Below are 21,492 nucleotides of genomic sequence, written 5' to 3' on the forward strand. Positions count from 1 at the left end.
GGAGCACTTATGACTAAGAAATACTTTGGCACCGACGGCATTCGTGGTCGGGTCGGCGAATATCCGATTACCCCTGAATTCATGCTCAAGCTCGGTTGGGCGGCGGGCATGGCATTCCGCAAAATGGGCGCCTGCAAGGTATTGGTGGGTAAGGACACCCGTATTTCCGGGTACATGTTCGAATCGGCGCTCGAGGCCGGACTGACGTCGGCAGGGGCTGACGTCATGCTCCTGGGGCCGATGCCGACGCCGGCCATCGCCTACCTGACGCGTACTTTTCATGCCGAAGCCGGCATCGTGATCAGTGCTTCGCACAATCCTCACGACGACAACGGCATCAAGTTTTTCTCCGGCCAGGGCACCAAGCTGCCGGATGAAGTCGAGCATATGATCGAAGAACTGCTCGATACCCCGATGACAGTGGTTGAATCGAGCAAGATCGGCAAGGTCTCGCGAATCAACGACGCTTCGGGTCGTTACATCGAATTCTGCAAGAGCAGCGTACCGACCGGGACCAGTTTCTCGGGCCTGAAGATCGTCATCGACTGCGCGCACGGTGCGACCTACAAGGTGGCTCCAAGTGTGTTCCGTGAATTGGGTGCCGATGTCGTCGTGCTTTCCGCGCAACCGAACGGCCTGAACATCAATGACAACTGCGGTTCGACCCACATGGGTCCGCTGCAGGCGGCCGTGCTGGCCGAGCATGCCGATCTGGGCATTGCGTTCGATGGCGATGGTGACCGGGTTCTGATGGTCGATCACACGGGCGCGGTGGTCGATGGCGATGAGCTGCTGTTCATCATTGCCCGCGACCTGCATGAGCGCAACATGCTCAAGGGCGGTGTGGTCGGGACGTTGATGAGTAACCTGGGGCTGGAACTGGCCCTTGCGGACCTGTCGATTCCCTTCGTGCGTGCCAATGTCGGTGACCGCTATGTCATCGCCGACCTGCTGGAGCGCAATTGGCTGGTCGGTGGAGAGAACTCGGGTCATATCGTCTGCTTCAACCACACCACGACCGGTGATGCGATCATCGCGGCCCTGCAGGTTCTGATGGCGCTCAAGACGCGCTCCGAAACCTTGGGTCAGGCTCGCCAAGCGCTGCGCAAGTGCCCTCAGGTGTTGATCAATGTGCGATTCGGTGGCGGGGCAAGTCCGCTCGATCATGCGGCGGTCAAGGAAGCCAGTGAGCGTGTCACCCAGGCCATGGCGGGTCGTGGGCGTGTGCTGCTGCGCAAGTCCGGCACGGAGCCGTTGGTGCGTGTCATGGTCGAGGGTGAGGACGAATCCGTGGTTCGTGGTCATGCCGAGGCGCTGGCAAAACTGGTTACTGAAGTTTCTGCCTGAATTCGGCTTGCCAGCCATGATTGTGTTGGGTAACATCTGCGCCCACTTTGACCGACGAGGTACAGCATGCGTCGCCCTATGGTAGCTGGTAACTGGAAGATGCACGGTACCCGCGCCAGCGTCGCTGAGCTGATCAACGGCCTGAGTCATCTGGCCTTGCCGAGCGGTGTAGATGTCGCGGTATTTCCGCCTTGCCTGCATATCAATCAAGTGATTGATGGCTTGAAAGGCCAGTCGATTTCGGTCGGCGCGCAGAATTCTGCGGTGGAATCCATGCAGGGTGCATTGACGGGTGAAGTTGCCCCGAGCCAGTTGGTGGATGCAGGTTGTTCCCTGGTACTTGTCGGGCATTCCGAACGCCGCCAGATCATGGGTGAGCGGGATGAGATGCTGAACCGCAAGTTCGCGGCGGCACAGGCGTGTGGCTTGATTCCGGTGTTGTGTGTAGGGGAGACCCTCGAGCAGCGTGAAGCCGGTAAAACTCTTGAGGTGGTCGGGCGTCAGCTGGGCTGCATCATCGAGGAGCTGGGTGTCGGTGCCTTTGCCAAGGCAATTATTGCTTACGAGCCGGTCTGGGCCATTGGCACCGGGCTGACGGCTTCGCCGCAACAGGCGCAGGATGTGCATGCAGCCATTCGCGCCCAGTTGGCGGCAGAGAATTCTGAGGTCGCACAAGGTGTGCGGCTTCTATACGGCGGCAGCGTGAAGGCGGCCAATGCGGTCGAACTGTTCGGCATGCCGGATATCGATGGGGGGCTCATTGGTGGAGCTTCCCTGAATGCAGATGAGTTCGGTGCGATTTGTCGCGCCGCGGGAAACTGAAAAAATGCTGGAAACAGTCGTAGTCGTTTTTCATCTGCTGGGCGCATTGGGCGTAGTTGCTCTGGTATTGCTGCAGCAGGGTAAAGGTGCGGATGCTGGCGCGTCTTTCGGAGCAGGTGCTTCAAATACTGTGTTCGGAAGCCAAGGTTCCTCTACCTTTCTTAGTAAGTTTACTGCTATACTTGCCGCCGGTTTCTTCATAACCAGCTTGGGGTTAGGTTACTTTGCTAAAGAGAAAGCTCACCAGCTGACTCAAGTAGGTTTGCCAAACCCGGCAGTGTTGGAAGTTCCAAAGCAACAACCGGCTTCTGATGATGTACCGGTGCTTCAAGAGCAAAAGTCGGCTACCCCAGCGACTGATGTGCCTCCAGCTCAAGAGCAGAAGTAAGAAGGGTTTCAAACGTAGTATTGCCGAGGTGGTGGAATTGGTAGACACGCAACCTTGAGGTGGTTGTGCCCATAGGGTGTAGGGGTTCGAGTCCCCTTCTCGGTACCAATTAGTCAGGAGAGCCCGCTGTTGCGGGCTTTCTTGCAGGTGGAAGGTTACATTGACCCTGTAGGGGATCGGTCGTATACTTCCGCCCCAGCTTTGTCGCGGGGTGGAGCAGTCTGGTAGCTCGTCGGGCTCATAACCCGAAGGTCGTCGGTTCAAATCCGGCCCCCGCAACCAGTTTCAGGAGCCCCTATTCAGGGGCTTTTTGTTAGCTGAATACTTTTTGACGCCGATGTTCAATGGCGATCTCATGTGGGCTTTTTGCCCATTTTTTATTTGCAAAGCATGCACAAGGGGGTTCAGGTGTCGAGCAAGCTAGAACAGCTGCAGGCCTTGTTGGCCCCGGTAGTCGAGGCTCTTGGCTATCAATGCTGGGGGATCGAATTCATCTCTCAAGGCAAACATTCGGTCCTGCGAATCTATATCGATAAAGAGGGCGGCATTCTGATTGATGACTGCACCGCAGTGAGCCATCAGGCCAGTGCAGTCCTCGATGTCGAAGACCCGATCAGTTCCGAATACACCCTTGAGGTGTCCTCTCCTGGCATGGATCGCCCACTGTTCACCTTGGAACAGTTTGCCTCGCATGCCGGTGAACAAGTGAAGATCAAGCTGCGCTCGCCTTTCGAAGGTCGACGCAACTTTCAGGGCCTTCTGCGTGGGGTAGAAGAGCAGGACGTCGTGGTGCAGGTAGATGACCACGAGTTCCTGTTGCCGATCGATATGATCGACAAGGCCAATATTATTCCCAGTTTTGACTGAGACGCGGATCCCGCGGATCCAATGGCTTGCGAAAGGCGAGGCGTACGATGAGCAAAGAAGTACTGCTGGTTGTTGAGTCGGTATCCAATGAAAAAGGCGTACCGCCCAATGTGATTTTTGAAGCGCTGGAGCTGGCTCTGGCCACTGCTACCAAAAAGCGTTTCGAGGACGAAGTCGATCTGCGTGTGGAAATCAATCGCCACACCGGTGCATACGAGACATTCCGTCGCTGGACAGTCGTCGAGGAAGATGACCTGGACGACCCGGCGATCGAAACCTGGCCGAGCAAGGTTGCCCAGACGCACCCTGGCGCCAAGGTTGGCGATGTCGTCGAAGAAAAGATCGAGTCCATCGAGTTCGGTCGCATCGCTGCGCAGACTGCCAAGCAAGTCATTGTGCAGAAGGTCCGCGAAGCCGAGCGTGCTCAAGTCGTTGACGCCTATCGCGAGCGCCTGGGGGAAATCATCTCCGGCACCGTGAAGAAAGTGACCCGTGACAACGTGATCGTCGACCTGGGTAACAACGCCGAGGCGTTGCTGGCCCGTGAAGACATCATCTCTCGCGAAACTTTCCGGGTCGGCGTGCGTTTGCGCGCACTGCTCAAGGAAATCCGCACCGAGAACCGCGGCCCGCAACTGATCCTGTCGCGTACCGCGCCGGAAATGCTGATCGAGCTGTTCCGCATCGAAGTGCCGGAAATTGCTGAAGGGCTGATCGAAGTCATGGCTGCCTCCCGCGACCCGGGTTCGCGCGCCAAGATCGCCGTTCGCTCCAAGGACAAGCGCATCGACCCGCAAGGCGCCTGCATCGGTATGCGCGGTTCGCGCGTCCAGGCAGTGTCGGGTGAGTTGGGCGGTGAGCGTGTGGACATCGTCCTGTGGGACGATAACCCGGCTCAATTCGTGATCAACGCCATGTCCCCGGCTGAGGTTGCGGCAATTATCGTTGACGAAGATGCCCACGCCATGGACATCGCCGTTGGCGCAGACAATCTGGCTCAGGCCATCGGTCGTGGGGGTCAGAACGTGCGTCTGGCCAGCCAGTTGACTGGCTGGACCCTGAACGTCATGACCGAATCGGACATCCAGGCCAAGCAGCAAGCAGAAACCGGCGATATCCTGCGCAACTTCATCGACGAGCTGGAAGTCGACGAAGAGCTGGCACAGGTGCTGGTAGATGAAGGCTTCACCAGCCTGGAAGAGATTGCCTACGTACCGTTGGAAGAAATGCTCAACATCGACGGCTTTGACGAAGAGATCGTCAACGAGCTTCGCGCTCGTGCCAAGGATCGTTTGTTGACCAAAGCCATCGCTACTGAGGAAAAGCTGGCAGACGCCCATCCGGCCGAAGACCTGCTCTCGCTTGAGGGTATGGACAAGGATTTGGCGATGGAACTGGCGGTGCGCGGCGTAATTACCCGCGAAGACCTGGCCGAGCAGTCTATTGACGACCTGCTCGACATCGACGGCATCGACGATGATCGTGCCGGCAAGTTGATCATGGCCGCCCGAGCCCACTGGTTCGAGTAATTAGGCGCGGCCTGAGGAGAGAAGTGCATGACGCAAGTCACGGTGAAACAACTGGCCGATGAGGTCAAAACACCGGTAGAGCGCCTGTTGCAGCAGATGCGTGAGGCAGGTCTGCCGCACACCGCCGCCGAAGAACATGTGACTGACAGTGAGAAGCAATCCCTGCTGACTCACTTGAAAAGCAGCCACAAGGCGAAAGTGGAAGAACCACGCAAGATCACACTGCAGCGTAAAACCACCAGCACCTTGCGTGTTGCTGGCAGCAAAAGCATCAGTGTTGAAGTTCGTAAAAAGAAAGTGTTCGTACAGCGCAGCGCGGAAGAAATCGAAGCCGAGCGCAAACGCGAGCAGGAAGAGCGTCGTGCAGTAGAAAATGCTGCTCGTCAGAAGGCTGAAGAAGAAGCCAAGCTTCGCGCCGAAGAAGAAGCGCGTCGCCAGCCTGCTCAGGTTGAAGCGCCTGTTGCTGCGGCCGAGGCGGTTGCAGCGCCTGCTGCTGTCGAGCCTGTGCGTGAAAGCGCGCCGGCCGTCGCAGCTGCTCCGGCACCTGCGGCCGATACCCGCAAGCGCGACGAACAGCGCCGTCCGGACAAACCACGTGCCGACGATAACAGTCGTCGCGGCGGTGGCGATGGCGAGCGCAAGAACGCTCCGCATCGTGCTTCGGTCAAAGAGAAAGCGCCTGCTCCACGTGCGGCGCCACGTACCACCGACGAAGAAAGCGATGGCTTCCGTCGTGGTGGTCGCGGCAAGGCCAAGCTGAAAAAGCGCAACGCCCACGGTTTCCAGAGCCCGACCGGCCCTGTCGTGCGCGAAGTGAAGATCGGCGAGACCATCACTGTGGGCGATCTGGCCCAACAGATGTCGGTCAAGGCTGCCGAGATCATCAAGTTCATGTTCAAACTGGGTACTCCAGCGACCATCAACCAGGTACTGGATCAGGAAACTGCCCAACTGGTTGCCGAAGAGCTGGGCCACAAAGTGACCCTGATCAGCGACACCGCCCTGGAAGATTCCCTGGCCGAGTCCCTGAAGTTTGAAGGCGAGGCGGTTTCCCGTGCGCCGGTCGTGACCGTAATGGGCCACGTTGACCACGGTAAAACCTCCCTGCTCGACTACATCCGTCGTGCCAAGGTGGCTGCTGGCGAAGCCGGTGGCATTACTCAGCACATCGGTGCGTACCACGTTGAAACCGACCGTGGCATGGTGACGTTCCTCGATACCCCGGGTCACGCCGCGTTTACCGCGATGCGTGCCCGTGGTGCCAAGGCGACCGACATCGTGATCCTGGTGGTTGCAGCGGACGACGGCGTGATGCCGCAGACCGTTGAAGCTGTTCAGCATGCCCAGGCCGCCGGTGTTCCGCTGGTCGTGGCAGTGAACAAGATCGACAAGCCGGGCGCCGATCTCGATCGCATCCGCAGCGAGTTGTCGGTACACGGCGTGACGTCGGAAGAATGGGGTGGCGACACGCCTTTCGTTCCGGTTTCGGCGAAGATGGGTACTGGCGTCGACGAACTGCTCGAAGCCGTATTGCTGCAAGCCGAAGTGCTGGAACTGACTGCAACCCCGTCGGCTCCTGGCCGTGGTGTCGTGGTTGAGTCGCGCCTGGACAAGGGCCGTGGCCCGGTGGCTACCGTTCTGGTTCAAGACGGTACCCTGCGCCAGGGCGACATGGTCCTGGTCGGTTCGAACTATGGCCGTGTTCGCGCCATGCTCGACGAGAACGGCAAGCCTATCAAGGAAGCCGGTCCGGCCATCCCTGTCGAGATCCTCGGCCTGGACGGTACCCCGGACGCTGGCGACGAGATGAGCGTGGTTGCAGACGAGAAGAAAGCCCGTGAAGTGGCTCTGTTCCGTCAAGGCAAGTTCCGCGAAGTCAAACTGGCTCGGGCTCACGCCGGCAAGCTGGAAAACATCTTCGAAAACATGGGTCAGGAAGAGAAGAAGACGCTCAACATCGTCCTCAAATCCGACGTCCGTGGTTCGCTGGAAGCTCTGCAAGGCGCTCTGAATGGCCTGGGCAACGACGAAGTGCAAGTGCGCGTAGTCGGTGGCGGCGTCGGTGGTATCACCGAGTCCGACGCCAACCTGGCACTGGCCTCCAACGCTGTACTGTTCGGCTTCAACGTGCGTGCCGATGCCGGTGCTCGCAAGATCGTCGAGCAGGAAGGTCTGGATATGCGTTACTACAACGTGATCTACGACATCATCGAAGACGTCAAGAAAGCCCTGACCGGCATGCTCGGCAGCGATGTTCGCGAGAACATTCTGGGTGTGGCCGAAGTGCGTGACGTGTTCCGTTCGCCGAAGTTTGGCGCGATCGCCGGTTGCATGGTGATCGAAGGTGTTGTTCACCGTAACCGTCCGATCCGTGTACTGCGTGAAGACATCGTTATCTTCGAAGGCGAGCTGGAATCCCTGCGCCGCTTCAAGGATGACGCGTCCGAAGTGCGTGCCGGCATGGAATGCGGTATCGGCGTGAAGAGCTACAACGACGTCAAAGTCGGTGACAAGATCGAAGTCTTCGAGAAGGTTCAGGTTGCTCGCAGCCTCTAACTCGCGCACTTCAGGGGCCACGCCACGCCGCTGCATGTCAATGCGCGGCACGGTGTCAGTGCTCTGAACGCAACGCCCGGTCTGGCTTTTTGCCAGGCCGGGCGTTTGCCGCTTTCAGACCCTTCGGATTTCACCGTGGGGCAGTAACAGGTAACAAGACATGGCAAAAGAATACAGCCGTACCCAGCGTATCGGCGATCAGATGCAGCGTGAGCTGGCACAACTGATCCGTCGTGAAGTCAAAGATCCACGCGTCGGTCTGGTGACCATTACCGCTGTTGAAGTCAGCCGTGACGTCGGTCACGCCAAGATCTTCATCACCGTGATGGGCCAGGACAACGCCGAAGACATCGCGCAAAGCATCAAGGTGCTCAACTCCGCTGCCGGTTTCCTGCGCATGCAGCTGGCCCGCGAAATGAAGTTGCGCAGCGTTCCACAGCTGCACTTCCACTACGACGAAAGCGTCGTGCGGGGCGCGCACCTGTCGGCCCTGATCGAGCGTGCGGTGGCTGAGGACAGTCAGCACCCGGTTGCGGCAGAAGCCGAAGACACCAAGGAGTAACCGGTGGCTCAGGTCAAACGTATCCGTCGTAACGTCAGCGGCATCATCCTGCTCGACAAGCCCCTGGGGTTTACCTCGAACGCGGCCCTGCAGAAGGTTCGCTGGCTGCTCAACGCCGAAAAGGCGGGGCACACCGGCAGTCTCGACCCGCTGGCGACCGGCGTGTTGCCGTTGTGTTTCGGCGAGGCCACCAAGTTCTCGCAATACCTGCTCGATTCCGACAAGGGGTACGAAACCCTGGCGCAACTGGGCAAGACCACCAGCACGGCGGATGCCGAAGGTGAAGTTTTGCAGGAGCGCCCGGTGACCGTTGGTCGATCCGATGTCGAAGCGGTGCTGCCGAAATTTCGCGGCCAAATCAGTCAGATACCGCCGATGTATTCAGCGCTCAAGCGTGATGGGCAGCCGTTGTACAAGCTCGCTCGTGCAGGTGAAGTAGTGGAGCGCGAACCGCGTTCTGTTACTATTGCGCGCTTGGAATTGCTGGCCTTCGAAGGTGATACTGCTCGGCTTGCGGTGGATTGCAGCAAAGGCACCTATATCCGTACCCTGGTGGAGGATATTGGTGAGCAACTCGGTTGTGGCGCTTACGTGGCAGAATTGCGACGTACCCAGGCCGGGCCTTTCACGCTGGCGCAGACGGTCACGCTCGAAGAGCTGGAAGCGGTGCATGCCGAAGGCGGCAACGAAGCGGTCGATCGCTTCCTGATGCCATCGGACAGCGGCTTGCTGGATTGGCCGTTGTTGCAGTTCTCGGAGGCGAGTGCTTTCTACTGGCTCAACGGCCAACCGGTACGTGCCCCGGACGCCCCGAAATTCGGCATGGTGCGGGTACAGGATCACAATGGTCGCTTCATCGGTATCGGTGAAGTGAGCGAAGACGGGCGCATCGCGCCGCGTCGACTGATTCGGTCAGAATGACCGGAACCAGTGGGGTGTGAAGGCGTCGTTGCTTTTGCACCCATTGGGACGAGGGTGGCTGTTAGCAGGCATGGTCACTTCTCATTTTTAGATACAGGGATTTGTCCCTGGCCTGTTGAAGCTGTTTCCCTGAAACAGTTTCCTGATAAAAGGATTGCCTCATGGCTCTCGACGTTCAAGAAAAAGCTCAAATCGTAGCTGACTACCAGCAAGCTGTTGGTGACACTGGTTCGCCAGAAGTGCAAGTTGCACTGCTGACCCACAACATCAACAAACTGCAAGGTCACTTCAAGGCCAACGGTAAAGATCACCACTCCCGTCGTGGTCTGATCCGCATGGTAAACCAGCGTCGCAAGCTGCTGGACTACCTGAAAGGCAAGGACGTGAGCCGTTACAGCGCTCTGATCGCTCGCCTGGGTCTGCGTCGCTAATCAGCGATTGCGCTAGAGGTTGGTTGTCTGTCGCACGTCAGTGGGTTTCCCGCTGGCTTGCGGCAGGCTCCCAGCCTCAAGTTTTATCTGGATGCACGTTTTACCCTGGACAGGCGTTGGGCCGATTCCCGACATTGCCCAAGAATTTCGCAAGAAGACAAGTTCCCCCAAGAGCCACAAAAGAAGGTAGGACACCGTGAACCCGGTAATCAAAAAATTCCAGTTCGGTCAGTCGACCGTTACCCTCGAGACTGGCCGTATCGCCCGTCAGGCCTCCGGCGCAGTACTGGTCACCGTTGACGACGACGTCAGCGTATTGGTGACCGTAGTCGGTGCCAAGCAAGCCGATCCAGGCAAGGGCTTCTTCCCTCTGTCCGTTCACTACCAGGAAAAGACTTACGCTGCCGGTAAGATCCCTGGCGGTTTCTTCAAGCGCGAAGGCCGTCCTTCCGAGAAAGAGACCCTGACTTCCCGACTGATCGACCGTCCGATCCGTCCGCTGTTCCCGGAAGGCTTCATGAACGAAGTGCAGGTTGTCTGCACCGTCGTTTCCACCAGCAAGAAAACCGATCCGGACATCGCTGCGATGATCGGTACTTCGGCTGCGCTGGCCATCTCCGGTATTCCTTTCGATGGCCCGATCGGCGCCGCTCGCGTCGCTTTCCATGAAAGCACCGGCTACCTGCTGAACCCGACCTACGAGCAATTGGCGGCTTCCAGCCTGGACATGGTCGTTGCCGGTACCGAAGAAGCCGTGCTGATGGTTGAATCCGAAGCCAAAGAGCTGACCGAAGACCAGATGCTGGGCGCCGTGCTGTTTGCCCACGATGAGTTCCAGTCGGTCATCAAGGCTGTCAAGGAACTGGCTGCCGAAGCGGCCAAGCCAACCTGGACCTGGGCTCCACAGGCAGAAGCCACCGAACTGCTGGGCGCGATCCGTGCCGAGTTCGGCGAAGCGATCTCCCAGGCCTACACCATCACCGTCAAGGCCGACCGCTACGCTCGCCTGGGCGAGCTGAAGGACCAGGTCGTTGCCAAGCTGGCCCGCGAAGACGGCCAGCCTTCCGCTGCCGACGTCAAAGCGGCTTTCGGTGAAATCGAATACCGCACCGTTCGCGAAAACATCGTCAACGGCAAGCCACGTATCGACGGTCGCGACACCCGCACCGTCCGTCCGCTGAACATCGAAGTCGGCGTGCTGCCGAAGACTCACGGTTCGGCGCTGTTCACCCGTGGTGAAACTCAGGCGCTGGTCGTTGCAACCCTGGGCACCGCCCGTGACGCGCAACTGCTGGACACCCTGGAAGGCGAGAAGAAAGACCCGTTCATGCTGCACTACAACTTCCCTCCGTTCTCGGTGGGCGAGTGTGGTCGCATGGGTGGCGCCGGTCGTCGTGAAATCGGTCACGGCCGTCTGGCCCGCCGTTCGGTTCAGGCCATGCTGCCGGCCGCCGACGTGTTCCCGTACACCATTCGCGTAGTGTCGGAAATCACCGAGTCCAACGGTTCGAGCTCCATGGCTTCGGTCTGCGGCGCTTCCCTGGCCCTGATGGACGCTGGCGTTCCAATGAAGGCACCGGTGGCCGGTATCGCCATGGGTCTGGTCAAGGAAGGCGAGAAGTTCGCCGTCCTGACTGACATCCTGGGTGACGAAGACCACCTGGGCGACATGGACTTCAAGGTAGCCGGTACCGCCAAGGGCGTGACCGCGCTGCAGATGGACATCAAGATCAAGGGCATCACCGAAGAGATCATGGAAATCGCCCTGGGCCAGGCCCTGGAAGCGCGCCTGAACATCCTCGGCCAGATGAACCAGATCATCGGCCAGTCGCGTACCGAGCTGTCGGCCAACGCGCCGACCATGATCGCGATGAAAATCGACACCGACAAAATCCGTGATGTCATCGGTAAAGGCGGCGCGACCATTCGTGCGATCTGTGAAGAGACCAAGGCTTCGATCGACATCGAAGACGACGGCTCGATCAAGATCTTCGGCGAAACCAAGGAAGCGGCTGAGGCAGCACGTCAGCGCGTTCTGGGGATCACTGCCGAGGCTGAAATCGGCAAGATCTACGTCGGCAAGGTTGAGCGCATCGTCGACTTCGGCGCATTCGTCAACATCCTGCCTGGCAAGGACGGTCTGGTTCACATCTCGATGCTGAGCGATGCTCGCGTCGAGAAAGTGACCGACATCCTGAAAGAAGGCCAGGAAGTGGAAGTACTGGTACTGGACGTGGACAACCGCGGCCGTATCAAGCTGTCCATCAAGGACGTTGCCGCCGCCAAGGCTTCGGGCGTTTAATCACCCGCCACGCCTGACGGCTTCATCGTCATGAAAAATGCCCCGCAGTGAACGCTGCGGGGCATTTTTTTTGCCTGGATGAAAGGCAAGCGCATCGTGAAGTTGCCTGGCTTTACCGTCAGTGCTAGGTTTAGCCCACTGCCCGTGTAGCTCAGTCGGTAGAGCAGCGCACTCGTAACGCGAAGGTCGCAGGTTCGATTCCTGTTTCGGGCACCATCTCTCCTATTTCACCTTCCTGCTCAAGTCTTCGACGGTTCGTTTGAGCTGATCGATGGCCCGGTCCTGATCGCTGACTTTCTGTTTCAGGCTGGAAATCTCGCTGTTGCTCGAACTCGAACTGGAACCGCTGCTGCGCTTGAGCTCCTCGATCTGTTTGCGCTGGTTGTCCAGGTCGCGCTCCTGCTCTTTGACGGTGCGCTTGAGTTCATCGATCTCCTTGCTGCTGGAACTGGAGCTGGACCCGCTGCTGCGCTTGAGTTCTTCGAGCTGGCGCCCATGATCGTCGAGCGTTTCGCGCATTTTCCTGAGGTCAGTGACGTCGATATCGGTTCTGATCAGCACTTCCTTGCCGTACTGGCTTTGAGTGGCGATCATTTTGTCGCCGTATGTCGCAGAGCCCGTGTTGCTCAGTTCAATGCCGGCCATTGCCATTCCTGGCAGGGCCAGGAGGCTCAACAGGGCCGCGAGCGTGGTAGTGGACAGAGCAGGGGAAAGCTTCGGGTAGCCAGGCATCACAAAGGTTCCTTGGGATGTGCGGAGATGGCACATCGCTATGACTCGGGCTTTCGACTTATGTTCCCGGTCGATCGCACGGCCCTGTGGTTTTTTGCGGGGCGGATGTAAAGAGGCGTGTAAATCGACCGACAAACATCCTATATTCGGAACTTGCCCGGGATTGTCCCAGGTGTTTTCAAATGATCCCCGAATGGTTCTGAAGGCCAGATAACCCGACGGTTCGCGGTTTTTTGCGTCAGAGAGATCCTTGATGATCCAGATCCATCTTCCATTCCCTCGATCAGCGAGAACGACATGACCGTAACAGCATTGAGCCAGGAAGCCCGGCACGAAGAAGCGCTTAAGAAGTACCTGCTCGAGTCCCCTCAATTGGCCGACGAGATCAAGGACCTGCCCGCCGACGATCAGAAAGACCAGCTCCAGTGGGCATTCGAGGATGAGGCTGAGGCCCAGGGCTTGCAGCCGTGGGAGTTGACGCTCAGGTACACCTCGAGCCCGGAGGAGTTCGAGGCGGCGCGACTGGCCCTGCACCGGGAGGCGGCCGAGGTGTTGGGCGTCGAGTGGGAAGAGTACTGCGAGATGAACAACCTGGTGGTTTGAGCCCCTGCGGCGGCAAACCTGTGGGAGCGCGCTTGTTCGCGAAGCGCTGTGTCAAACGACGAACCCGTTGCCTGACACAGCGCTTCGCGAGCAAGCCCGCTCCTACCCCTTGGCTCAGAGGCTGAGTCGCATCGACAGATCGACCGCCTTCACATCCTTGGTCATCGCACCGATCGAGATGTAGTCCACACCGGTTTGTGCAATCGGCAGCAACGTCGTTTCGTTGATACCGCCACTGGCCTCCAGTTTCGCCTTGCCGCCGTTCAGGCGAACGGCTTCGCGCATATCGTCCAGGCTCAACTCGTCCAGCATGATGATGTCGGCGCCGGCCTCGAGGGCCTCCTTGAGTTCTGTCAGGCTTTCCACTTCGATTTCAACCGGCTTGCCCGGGGCGATCTTGTGCGCGGCGTTGATGGCTTGCGCAATGCCACCACAGGCGGCGATGTGGTTTTCCTTGATCAGGAAGGCGTCGTACAGGCCGATGCGGTGGTTGTGGCAGCCGCCGCAGGTCACGGCGTATTTTTGCGCCATACGCAAACCCGGCAGGGTTTTGCGGGTATCGAGCAACTTCACCTGGGTCTGGGCAACGAAATCCGCCAGGTATTGCGCACGTGTGGCCACGCCGGACAGCAATTGCAGGAAGTTCAGGGCGCTGCGTTCACCCGTCAACAGCGAGCGTGCGGGGCCTTCGAGATGGAACAGGGGTTGATTGGGCTTCACTCGCTCGCCATCGCGCACCTGCCAGTGCACCGCTACGCGCGGGTCCAGTTGCCGGAACACTGCGTCCACCCAGGCCGTACCGGCGATGACAGCGTCGTCGCGGGTGATGATGGTGGCTTTGGCCAGTCGCTCGGCCGGGATCAGTTGCGCGGTGATGTCGCCGCTGCCGACGTCTTCGAGCAGCGCGCGGCGCACGTTGGCTTCGATTTCGGCGGTCAGGTCGGCGAGACGTAGATTCGGCATAACGGACTCCACAAACAAAGTGGCCCGATTATAGGGCCTTGGCGCAAGGCAACCCAAGGCGTGAGAGGCCTTTCGGTCGCTCCGGCTGCGTTTATTTGGTCGATCCGTCGGAGCAATTGGCGTTCTGCAATGGTCAATCTCCTGCCTCTGTTTTCAAGAGGGCACAGAGTCTGCTGGCACACGGGACATCTTTTGCAAGATAATGCGCCTTGCATTTGACGCCATGGCTTTGACGGGTACGGGAGGGCAGGATGCACAAAGACGGGAATGTGGTGCCTTTGCACAAGGCCGCTACCGATACGGCGAGTTCCTCGCCGCTCGCCCGTGTGCCCGTCATTCTGCTTCAGGTTCGCGACAAGGCCGTGCTTCAGCTGCGTCATGGCTTGCAGGAACTGTTCGATAACGCCGACGACACTTTGTTTGAAATGGCCGACCGCGCCAGCAATGACGTCGAGCAGAACATCTTCTTCCAGGCCATGCGCGATTTGCGCCTCAAGCGCAAAAGCATCGAACGGGTGTTTTTCGAGCATGTCCTGGAGGCGTTCGTCAGTCTCACCCGGTACAGCGGCGCTGCGATTGCCGCGCCTGTGGCGCCGGTCCTCGATGCGATGTCCGGCGATGAGCTGGAGCGTAGCGTGGCGGTGGAAGCCATGGTCAATAAAGTGCTGAACCGCGACGGTTTCGCGCTCGACCAACTGACAGCCAGGCTCAGCACCCTGATCGGCAAGAAACTGGTGACCCAGCATAATCCGCTGGGTCCGGCGATGCTCTGCGAGTACTTCATGCGGGCCGGGCGCAATCTCGGCGTGGAGATCAAGGTCAAGCTGATCGTCCTCAAGCTTTTCGAGCGCTATGTGCTCAGCGACGCCGACCAGCTCTACACCGAGGCCAATGAGTTGCTGATCGCCACCGGCATATTGCCCGACCTCAAGTCTGCCCCGGGGCGGCGCGCTCTCGACCGTGCCCAGGCCAGCGTCACTGAGCAACCCGTCGAAGCCAGCGCGCCGCTCGACGAGGGTGTGCAGGAAGTGTTCGCTGCGCTGCAGACGCTGCTGCTTCAAGTGCGTGGCAGTGTGGCGCCGACACTGGAACCCAGTGCGCCGGCACAACCGATCTCCACCCGTGACCTGCTGCGCATGCTCTCGCACTTGCAGCAATACGTGCCGCCCCTGGCGGTGCAGGACGATTTCGACCTGCGCGCCCAGCTCGAGCAGTTGTTGACCCGAATCAGCGTCAAAAGCGGCAAGTCACGGGTGGTTGGCGTCGCCGATGAGGACGTGATCAACCTGATCGCCCTGCTGTTCGAGTGCATCCTCGATGACCGCAATTTGCCGGACTCGCTCAAGGCGCTGATTGCCCGTCTGCAAATTCCGATGCTCAAGGTGGCCGTGCTGGACAAGAGTTTCTTCAGTCGCAGCACCCATCCGGCCCGGCGCCTGCTCAACGAAATTGCCGCGGCGGCCATGGGCTGGGGCGATTGCGACGATCATCAGCGCGACAGCCTGTACCTGCGGATCGAGCAGGTGGTGCAACGGTTGTTGAACGACTTCGTCGATGATCCGGCGATTTTCTCCGAGCTGCTGGCGGATTTTCTGGCCTTCACCAGCGATGAACGCCGTCGCAGCGAGCTGCTGGAACAGCGCACTCGCGATGCCGAGGAGGGCCGGGCCAGAACCGAACTGGCACGCCGGCGGGTCGAACAGGCCTTGAACACCGTGGTGTTGGGCAAGGTGCTGCCGCAGCAGGTGCTGGCGTTTGTTCAGGACGCCTGGAGCCAGGTCCTGCTGCTGACGTGTCTCAAGCACGGCGAGCCGTCTGATGAGTGGCGTGCCGACGTGGAGACCCTGGAGCAATTGGTCTGGAGCGTGCAGCGCCACGACGAGCCGGATACCCAGCAGCGGCTGTTGGCGCTGGTGCCGGGGTTGCTCAAGTCGTTGCGTAGCGGCTTGAGCCGCTCGGCGTTCGATCCGTTCGCCACCGCCGAGTTCTTCAGCGAGCTGGAAAGCCTGCACCTGCAATTGTTCGAACGCACGGATCAAACCGTGGCCTCCGAGGGTGAGGCCGACACGCCGCTGATGGTGCAAGTGCAGGAGCAGATCCAGTTGCGCACCGCCGACGAAGGACCGGTCGAGGCAGCCTCGACACGCTTGTCGGTGGATGATGAAAGCCTGGTTCAGGTCGATCGATTGACGCTGGGGTGCTGGGTCGAGTTCCGGGAAGACGAGGACAACACCCTGCGCTGCAAACTGGCCGCGATCATCGACGCCACGGGCAAATACATCTTCGTCGACCGCACCGGGATGAAGGTGCAGGAGCGTAGTCGCGCCGGCCTGGCATTGGATTTTCGCCAGGGAGTGGTGCGAGTCCTGGACGATACCCTGCTCTTCGACCGCGCCCTGGAGTCGGTGATCGAGCACCTGCAACGCCTCAATCGCGGCAAGTGATCGCACGCCGGGGGGCTATCGCGGCATACTGGGCGCCAACACAGTCGACGTTGAAGGAACCTGTATGCAGTTGGACCCCGCGAGCGGTTGGTGCCTGGGCGTGAATACCTGCCCCTCTCCCAACTTCAATGCGCGCCCCACGGGCGAAGTTTCCCTGCTGGTGATCCACAACATCAGCCTGCCGCCGGCGCAGTTCGCCACCGGCAAGGTGCAGGAATTCTTCCAGAACCGGCTGGATGTCACAGAGCATCCCTACTTCGAGGGGATCGCTGACCTGCGGGTATCCGCGCATTTCCTGATCGAGCGTGACGGCACGGTCACGCAGTTCGTCTCGTGCCTGGAGCGTGCCTGGCATGCTGGCGTGTCGTGTTTCGAAGGCCGGGAAACCTGTAACGATTTTTCCGTGGGCATCGAACTGGAAGGCACGGATGATCTGCCGTTCACCGACGCCCAGTACGAGGCATTGGTTGCCTTGACGTTGCAACTGCAAGGCGCCTTCACGGCGATTACCCCGCAACGCATCTGCGGTCACAGCGACATCGCGCCCGGACGCAAGACTGATCCGGGGCCGGCGTTCGACTGGGCGCGTTATCGATCCGCCCTGGCACGTAGCCCTGGCTAAAGAGGTACAACGATGAGTTTTCTGGTGTTGCTGTTGGCGGTGTGGATCGAGAAGTTCTCGGCCCTGCGCCATCGGATTCAACGTGACGGCGGTTGGGTGCGCGAGCTGCACAAGCTCGAGTCCAGCCCGCGCCTGATCAATCACCCCTGGTGGGTATTGGTGATCCTGGTGTTGCTGCCGGTGGCATTGCTGGGGCTGTTGCTGGTAGTGCTGGAGCCGGTCGCGTATGGGTTGCTGGCGTTGCCGGTGCATTTGCTGGTGGTGATTTACAGCCTGGGACGAGGTGATCTGCAGGGCGGTCTCGGGCCGTTTCGGGATGCCTGGCGCCGGGAGGACCTGCAAGCGGCCGCCCACGTGGCCAAGCGTGACCTCGATATCTGCGCCGACAGCGGCGAGCAGTTGCTGGAACGGGTCCAGGGCCATCTGCTGTGGCAGGCCTACCAGAGCTTTTTCGCGGTGATTTTCTGGTACTTCCTCCTCGGGCCGGTGGCTGCGTTGAGTTACCGGTTGCTCGCCCTGGCCGAAACGCATGGAAAAAACCCGGTCGTCGTCGAGTGCGCGACGCAACTGCGCCATGCGTTCGACTGGGTGCCGGTGCGCCTGCTGGCGGCGAGCTTCGCCCTGGTCGGCAATTTTGTCGCGGTGAGCCGGGTCATGCTGCATGAGTTGTTGAACTGGAATATCAGCGCCGCGCAACTGATCGAGAGAATCGGGCTGGTGGCGGGTGAAATTCCTGCCCCGGTGGCCGGGCCGGATGGCATCAATAACCTTGATCGGCTCTGGGAATTGCTGCTGCGCGCGGCGGTGCTCTGGTACGCCGGTTTCGCCTTGTGGACGGTGCTGCCCTAAGCCGAATGCCTAGCCGCAGGGCAAGCCTGCGGCTGTCGGTTTGAGACCGTTCCCGTTAACTTTAAGTTACAAAACCCCTTGTCGATTTGAGTTATACAACGGTAGCGCTCAATAGTGGCTATCTGCTGTCGATGCGCGCCTGCCAATAAAAATAAGAAATCGAAAGGGGGGACTTCCAGTGAAGAGCTTGCTCTATCCCGCTGTCGCGCTGATGAACCGCCTGAGCTTCGGCATGAAGTTCAGCCTGATCAGTATCCTGTTCCTGGTGCCGATGTTGGTGACCAACTTTTACCTGGTGCGCGATTCCTATCGTGAATTCCAGGGCACTCAGGTGGAACTGCAGAGCCTCGATCTGCTGGGCAGCAGCCTGACCCTGCGACGCGACCTGGAAACCCTGAATAACCTGGTGCAGATCAACGTCGTGCTCGGTCAGGCCGGCAAGGCCGGTGACGTCGAATCCAGGATCACGGCCCTTGAACAGGGTGTGCTGGCCCGTCTGCAAGGGTTGACGGCAATGACCATCGATCCTGAGCAGGTCGCCGTGTTCGATGGCAAGCGGGATGAAATGATCGGCGCGTTCAAGGCCCAGCAGACGGAAAACTCGTTGCAAAGCAAAAGTGCGCTGATCGGCAAGCTGCTGGGCAATGCACAGATTTTCAGCCAGATCATCGCCAGCCAGGCGGGGTTGAGCCGTGACACCCAGGGCGACATGCGCCAGCTCACCGAACTCATCACCAACATCACGCCACCTGTCACCCAGTTGCTGGGCGACGGTCGCGCCATGGGCGCCTACTCCCTGGGGCAGGGGTTTCTCAATTCGTCGTCGAGTACGCGGTTCGATGAGTTGTTGGCGCAGATCGAAAAGCAGCAGGCGGAATACGGCCTGAAACTCCAGGATGCGCTGGGCTCGAGCAAGGCCGCGCGGGAAACCCTGGCGGCCCAGGCCGAGATCAGCAAGGCGTCGTTGAAAAAGGCCAGTGAACTGTTCGAAGAGCAGGTTGTGATGGCCGATACCCTCGAGGCGCCGTGGCAGGCTTTCTACGATCAGGTCAGCGGCCTGATGGAGCAGACCTACCAGCTCAACGACGCGACCCTGAAATTCCTCGATACCCAGTTGCAGCAGCGCCTGATCCAGAACCGCACCCACATGCTCTTGCAGGCCATCGCGCTGTCGGTGGTGTTCGTGCTGATTTTCTATCTCTACGGCGGTTTCTATGCCTCGACGCGCACTACCCTCAGGCGCCTGGGCGCGATGATGGACAAGGTGGCGGCCGGCGACATGACGGTGACCTTCAACGCGAACAGCCGTGATGAACTGGGCGAGTTGGGCGAGGTGTTCAACGGCACCGTGAAGAAAATCCATGACCTGATCGAGCGGGTTGGCCAGACCGTCGCGGAAGTCGAGCGTCAGGCCGGGCAGGTCGAGACCGTCTCCGCCCGCAGCAACCAGGCTGTCGCGGGGCAGCGTACACAGATCGAACAGGTGGCGACGGCAATGAACCAGATGTCGGCCACGTCCCAGGAGGTGGCTCGCAGTGCGGCCGCAGCGGTCAGCAGCGCCCACAGCGTCAATGACGAAACCATCAACGGGCGCGGCCTGGTGGAGTCGCAGCAGGGCAGCATTGCGGCATTGGCCGGCGAGATCGATCAGTCGGTGCGGGTGATCAACCAGTTGGCCAGCGACAGCCAGTCCATCAGTACGGTGCTGGAGGTGATCAAAAGCATTGCCGAGCAGACCAACCTGCTGGCGCTCAACGCAGCCATCGAGGCGGCGCGGGCAGGGGAACAGGGTCGCGGTTTTGCCGTGGTGGCGGACGAGGTCCGGACCCTGGCCAAGCGCACCCAGCAATCGACCGAAGAAATCGAACAGATGATCGCCAGGCTGCACAGCGGCGTCGGTGCCGCGGTGAAGGCCATGGGCACCAGTCATCAAATGGCCAGCGGTACGGTTGGGCAGTCGGAAAAAGTCCAACAGGCGTTGGAAAACATCCTCGGTGCTGTAGGAATGATCGTCGATCAGAACCAGCAGATCGCTGCCGCCGTCGAACAGCAGACGGCCGTGGCGCACGACATCGACCAGAACATCGTCGAGATCAACCGGGCTGGCGAGCGCACTGCCGAAGGCGCACACCAGACCGAGGACGCCAGCCGGGCGTTGTCGGTACAGGTGCTGGAGCTCAAGCAACTGATCAACGCGTTCCGGGTGTAAGGCCTGCCGGACCCGCAGGAGCGAGCGTGCTCGCTCCTACAGGTTTCGGTGCACATTTTGTAATACTTGTTACCCCACCGCGTCGGCCCTATCTGGTTTTCCTCCAGGCTCTGGTTTTTGCTCTTCAATGAAGGATGATCCACAACCCTGACCTACCTTGAGGAGGCTCGGTTATGTCCGTCGCTATCACTGGAATCCACGGCCAATGCGCCCATTGCGCAAGCATTTGTCTGCTTGCACCCTGGCAGCTCAACGCCATCGCCATCAATGAAGCCTTTCCCTGTTCCCACTGCCACAAAGCCTTGAAGTTGAGTGACCCGAAACAGATCAGGCGGATCAAGTCGCTGGACTCGCTCGCGCTGCTGCGCGCCAGTACCTTGGTCATGGTTTGCACCGCGATGCTGGTGGCATTGGTGATGGAGTGGGTCGGGTTGCTCAGCGTGATCGAGCAGATCAACTTTACCCTGGTGGCGATTCTGATCTATCTGGTCGTTGTGCAATACGCGAGGCACCGGCAACACATCACACTGATTCTGGAAGCGGCCAGGGCACACGCCGACTGACGCTACCAGTTGAACAGCTCGCAGGCATTGGCCGTGCTCGCGGCGGCCAGTTGCTCGGGGCTGATCGACAAGATGTGCGCCAGTGCCGAGCAGATCGCCGGCAAGTGCGCCGGGCTGTTGCGCTGGCCGGCAAACATGGCAGGCGCCATGTCCGGCGAATCGGTTTCCAGCACCACGGACGCCAGCGGCAATTCGGCCAGCACGCGGTGCATGCGCAAGGCCTGTGGCCAGGTGGCGGCACCGCCCAGGCCCAACCTGAAACCGAGCCTGATGTACTCCCGGGCCTCTTCGCGACTGCCGGCGAAGGCGTGGATGATGCCGGCGCGTTTGAGCTTGAAGCGTTTGAGGGTGGCGATCACCGCCGCATGACTGCGCCGTACGTGCACCAGCACGGGCAGATTGAAGTCGACGGCCAGTTGCAACTGGGCTTCGAACAACGCCTGCTGGCGTTCGCGATCAAGGGTCTCGATGAAGTAGTCCAGGCCGATTTCGCCGACGGCGCAGAGCTGGCGGTGACCGGCCAGGCGACTCAGCCAGTCACCCAGTTCACGCAGATCTTCGGGTCGATGCTGCTCCAGGTACACAGGATGCAGGCCAAAGGCTGCGTGCAGGTCCGGATCGCCCTGCACCAGCTCCCAGACCCGCTGCCAGTTGCCCTGGTGAACGCCCAACACCACCATCCGACGCACGCCGAGGGCGCGACTTTCGGCCATCAATGCCTGGCGGTCGGCGTCGAAGTCCGGGAAGTCGAGGTGGGTATGGGTGTCGATCAGCTCCACGGC

Annotated in this window: 19 protein-coding genes, 3 tRNA genes and 1 pseudogene; 20 read left to right on the forward strand and 3 right to left on the reverse strand. The window is 59.9% G+C overall.

Going from position 1 to position 21,492, the window contains the following annotated elements; genetic code table 11:
* The first annotated feature begins 9 nt into the window (after positions 1 to 9).
* From glmM to IB249_RS28630, 13 genes are all read left to right on the forward strand, one after another.
* The gene (glmM, locus tag IB249_RS28570) at positions 10 to 1,347 is read left to right on the forward strand and encodes a phosphoglucosamine mutase (protein WP_192309532.1); all 1,338 of its coding nucleotides are present in this window, start codon (positions 10 to 12) and stop codon (positions 1,345 to 1,347) included.
* Between the two features lie 66 nt (positions 1,348 to 1,413).
* Entirely contained in the window at positions 1,414 to 2,169 is a 756-nt protein-coding gene (gene tpiA / locus IB249_RS28575) for a triose-phosphate isomerase (RefSeq protein ID WP_192309534.1), read from the forward strand.
* A 4-nt stretch (positions 2,170 to 2,173) separates the two neighbouring features.
* Positions 2,174 to 2,557, forward strand: a complete 384-nt coding sequence (gene secG, locus IB249_RS28580; RefSeq protein ID WP_017336473.1) for a preprotein translocase subunit SecG — start codon at positions 2,174 to 2,176, stop codon at positions 2,555 to 2,557.
* A 22-nt stretch (positions 2,558 to 2,579) separates the two neighbouring features.
* A tRNA-Leu gene (locus IB249_RS28585) sits at positions 2,580 to 2,665 on the forward strand.
* 97 nt (positions 2,666 to 2,762) lie between these two features.
* Positions 2,763 to 2,839, forward strand: a tRNA-Met gene (locus IB249_RS28590).
* A 126-nt stretch (positions 2,840 to 2,965) separates the two neighbouring features.
* Complete coding sequence (gene rimP, locus IB249_RS28595; protein ID WP_085578886.1) at positions 2,966 to 3,424, forward strand: ribosome maturation factor RimP; 459 nt, start codon at positions 2,966 to 2,968, stop codon at positions 3,422 to 3,424.
* 47 nt (positions 3,425 to 3,471) lie between these two features.
* Complete coding sequence (gene nusA / locus IB249_RS28600; RefSeq protein ID WP_192309536.1) at positions 3,472 to 4,953, forward strand: transcription termination factor NusA; 1,482 nt, start codon at positions 3,472 to 3,474, stop codon at positions 4,951 to 4,953.
* A gap of 27 nt (positions 4,954 to 4,980) precedes the next feature.
* On the forward strand, positions 4,981 to 7,509 hold the full coding sequence (gene infB / locus IB249_RS28605; RefSeq protein WP_192309538.1) for a translation initiation factor IF-2: 2,529 nt from the start codon (positions 4,981 to 4,983) through the stop codon (positions 7,507 to 7,509).
* A gap of 160 nt (positions 7,510 to 7,669) precedes the next feature.
* Positions 7,670 to 8,071, forward strand: coding sequence for a 30S ribosome-binding factor RbfA (rbfA, locus tag IB249_RS28610; RefSeq protein WP_192309540.1), 402 nt, complete (start codon positions 7,670 to 7,672; stop codon positions 8,069 to 8,071).
* A gap of 3 nt (positions 8,072 to 8,074) precedes the next feature.
* Complete coding sequence (truB, locus tag IB249_RS28615; protein WP_192309542.1) at positions 8,075 to 8,992, forward strand: tRNA pseudouridine(55) synthase TruB; 918 nt, start codon at positions 8,075 to 8,077, stop codon at positions 8,990 to 8,992.
* Between the two features lie 161 nt (positions 8,993 to 9,153).
* On the forward strand, positions 9,154 to 9,423 hold the full coding sequence (rpsO, locus tag IB249_RS28620; protein ID WP_003197723.1) for a 30S ribosomal protein S15: 270 nt from the start codon (positions 9,154 to 9,156) through the stop codon (positions 9,421 to 9,423).
* Positions 9,424 to 9,619: 196 nt separating this feature from the next.
* Complete coding sequence (gene pnp / locus IB249_RS28625) at positions 9,620 to 11,725, forward strand: polyribonucleotide nucleotidyltransferase (protein ID WP_192309545.1); 2,106 nt, start codon at positions 9,620 to 9,622, stop codon at positions 11,723 to 11,725.
* 140 nt (positions 11,726 to 11,865) lie between these two features.
* Positions 11,866 to 11,941: transfer RNA gene (locus tag IB249_RS28630), tRNA-Thr, on the forward strand.
* A 6-nt stretch (positions 11,942 to 11,947) separates the two neighbouring features.
* On the opposite strand, the gene IB249_RS28635 is transcribed toward IB249_RS28630, so the two are convergent.
* The gene (locus IB249_RS28635; protein ID WP_192309548.1) at positions 11,948 to 12,457 is read right to left on the reverse strand and encodes a hypothetical protein; all 510 of its coding nucleotides are present in this window, start codon (positions 12,455 to 12,457) and stop codon (positions 11,948 to 11,950) included.
* Between the two features lie 297 nt (positions 12,458 to 12,754).
* Here IB249_RS28635 and IB249_RS28640 point away from each other — a divergent pair, with 297 nt between their 5' ends.
* Positions 12,755 to 13,060 (forward strand): DUF6388 family protein, encoded by a 306-nt coding sequence (locus IB249_RS28640; protein ID WP_192309550.1) that lies wholly within the window; start codon positions 12,755 to 12,757, stop codon positions 13,058 to 13,060.
* A 114-nt stretch (positions 13,061 to 13,174) separates the two neighbouring features.
* On the opposite strand, the gene nadC is transcribed toward IB249_RS28640, so the two are convergent.
* A complete protein-coding gene (nadC, locus tag IB249_RS28645) occupies positions 13,175 to 14,023 on the reverse strand; it encodes a carboxylating nicotinate-nucleotide diphosphorylase (RefSeq protein WP_192309552.1) in 849 nt (282 codons plus the stop codon).
* Between the two features lie 251 nt (positions 14,024 to 14,274).
* Here nadC and IB249_RS28650 point away from each other — a divergent pair, with 251 nt between their 5' ends.
* From IB249_RS28650 to IB249_RS28670, 6 genes and pseudogenes are all read left to right on the forward strand, one after another.
* Entirely contained in the window at positions 14,275 to 16,467 is a 2,193-nt protein-coding gene (locus IB249_RS28650; RefSeq protein WP_192309555.1) for a DUF1631 domain-containing protein, read from the forward strand.
* Between the two features lie 64 nt (positions 16,468 to 16,531).
* Entirely contained in the window at positions 16,532 to 17,089 is a 558-nt protein-coding gene (gene ampD, locus IB249_RS28655; RefSeq protein ID WP_192309557.1) for a 1,6-anhydro-N-acetylmuramyl-L-alanine amidase AmpD, read from the forward strand.
* Between the two features lie 12 nt (positions 17,090 to 17,101).
* Complete coding sequence (gene ampE / locus IB249_RS28660) at positions 17,102 to 17,938, forward strand: regulatory signaling modulator protein AmpE (RefSeq protein WP_192309559.1); 837 nt, start codon at positions 17,102 to 17,104, stop codon at positions 17,936 to 17,938.
* 1,147 nt (positions 17,939 to 19,085) lie between these two features.
* Positions 19,086 to 19,289: pseudogene (locus IB249_RS30290) on the forward strand (HAMP domain-containing protein); the annotation flags it as partial.
* Between the two features lie 153 nt (positions 19,290 to 19,442).
* Positions 19,443 to 20,147, forward strand: a complete 705-nt coding sequence (locus IB249_RS30295) for a methyl-accepting chemotaxis protein (RefSeq protein WP_412548031.1) — start codon at positions 19,443 to 19,445, stop codon at positions 20,145 to 20,147.
* 173 nt (positions 20,148 to 20,320) lie between these two features.
* Positions 20,321 to 20,710: a hypothetical protein gene (locus IB249_RS28670; RefSeq protein WP_192309561.1), complete on the forward strand. Its 390-nt coding sequence runs from the start codon at positions 20,321 to 20,323 to the stop codon at positions 20,708 to 20,710.
* A 2-nt stretch (positions 20,711 to 20,712) separates the two neighbouring features.
* Here IB249_RS28670 and IB249_RS28675 read toward each other — a convergent pair whose 3' ends face one another.
* A complete protein-coding gene (locus IB249_RS28675; protein WP_192309562.1) occupies positions 20,713 to 21,489 on the reverse strand; it encodes a TatD family hydrolase in 777 nt (258 codons plus the stop codon).
* Positions 21,490 to 21,492 lie beyond the last annotated feature (3 nt).

Source organism: Pseudomonas sp. PDM04 (assembly GCF_014851765.1).
Taxonomy (GTDB): Bacteria; Pseudomonadota; Gammaproteobacteria; order Pseudomonadales; family Pseudomonadaceae; genus Aquipseudomonas.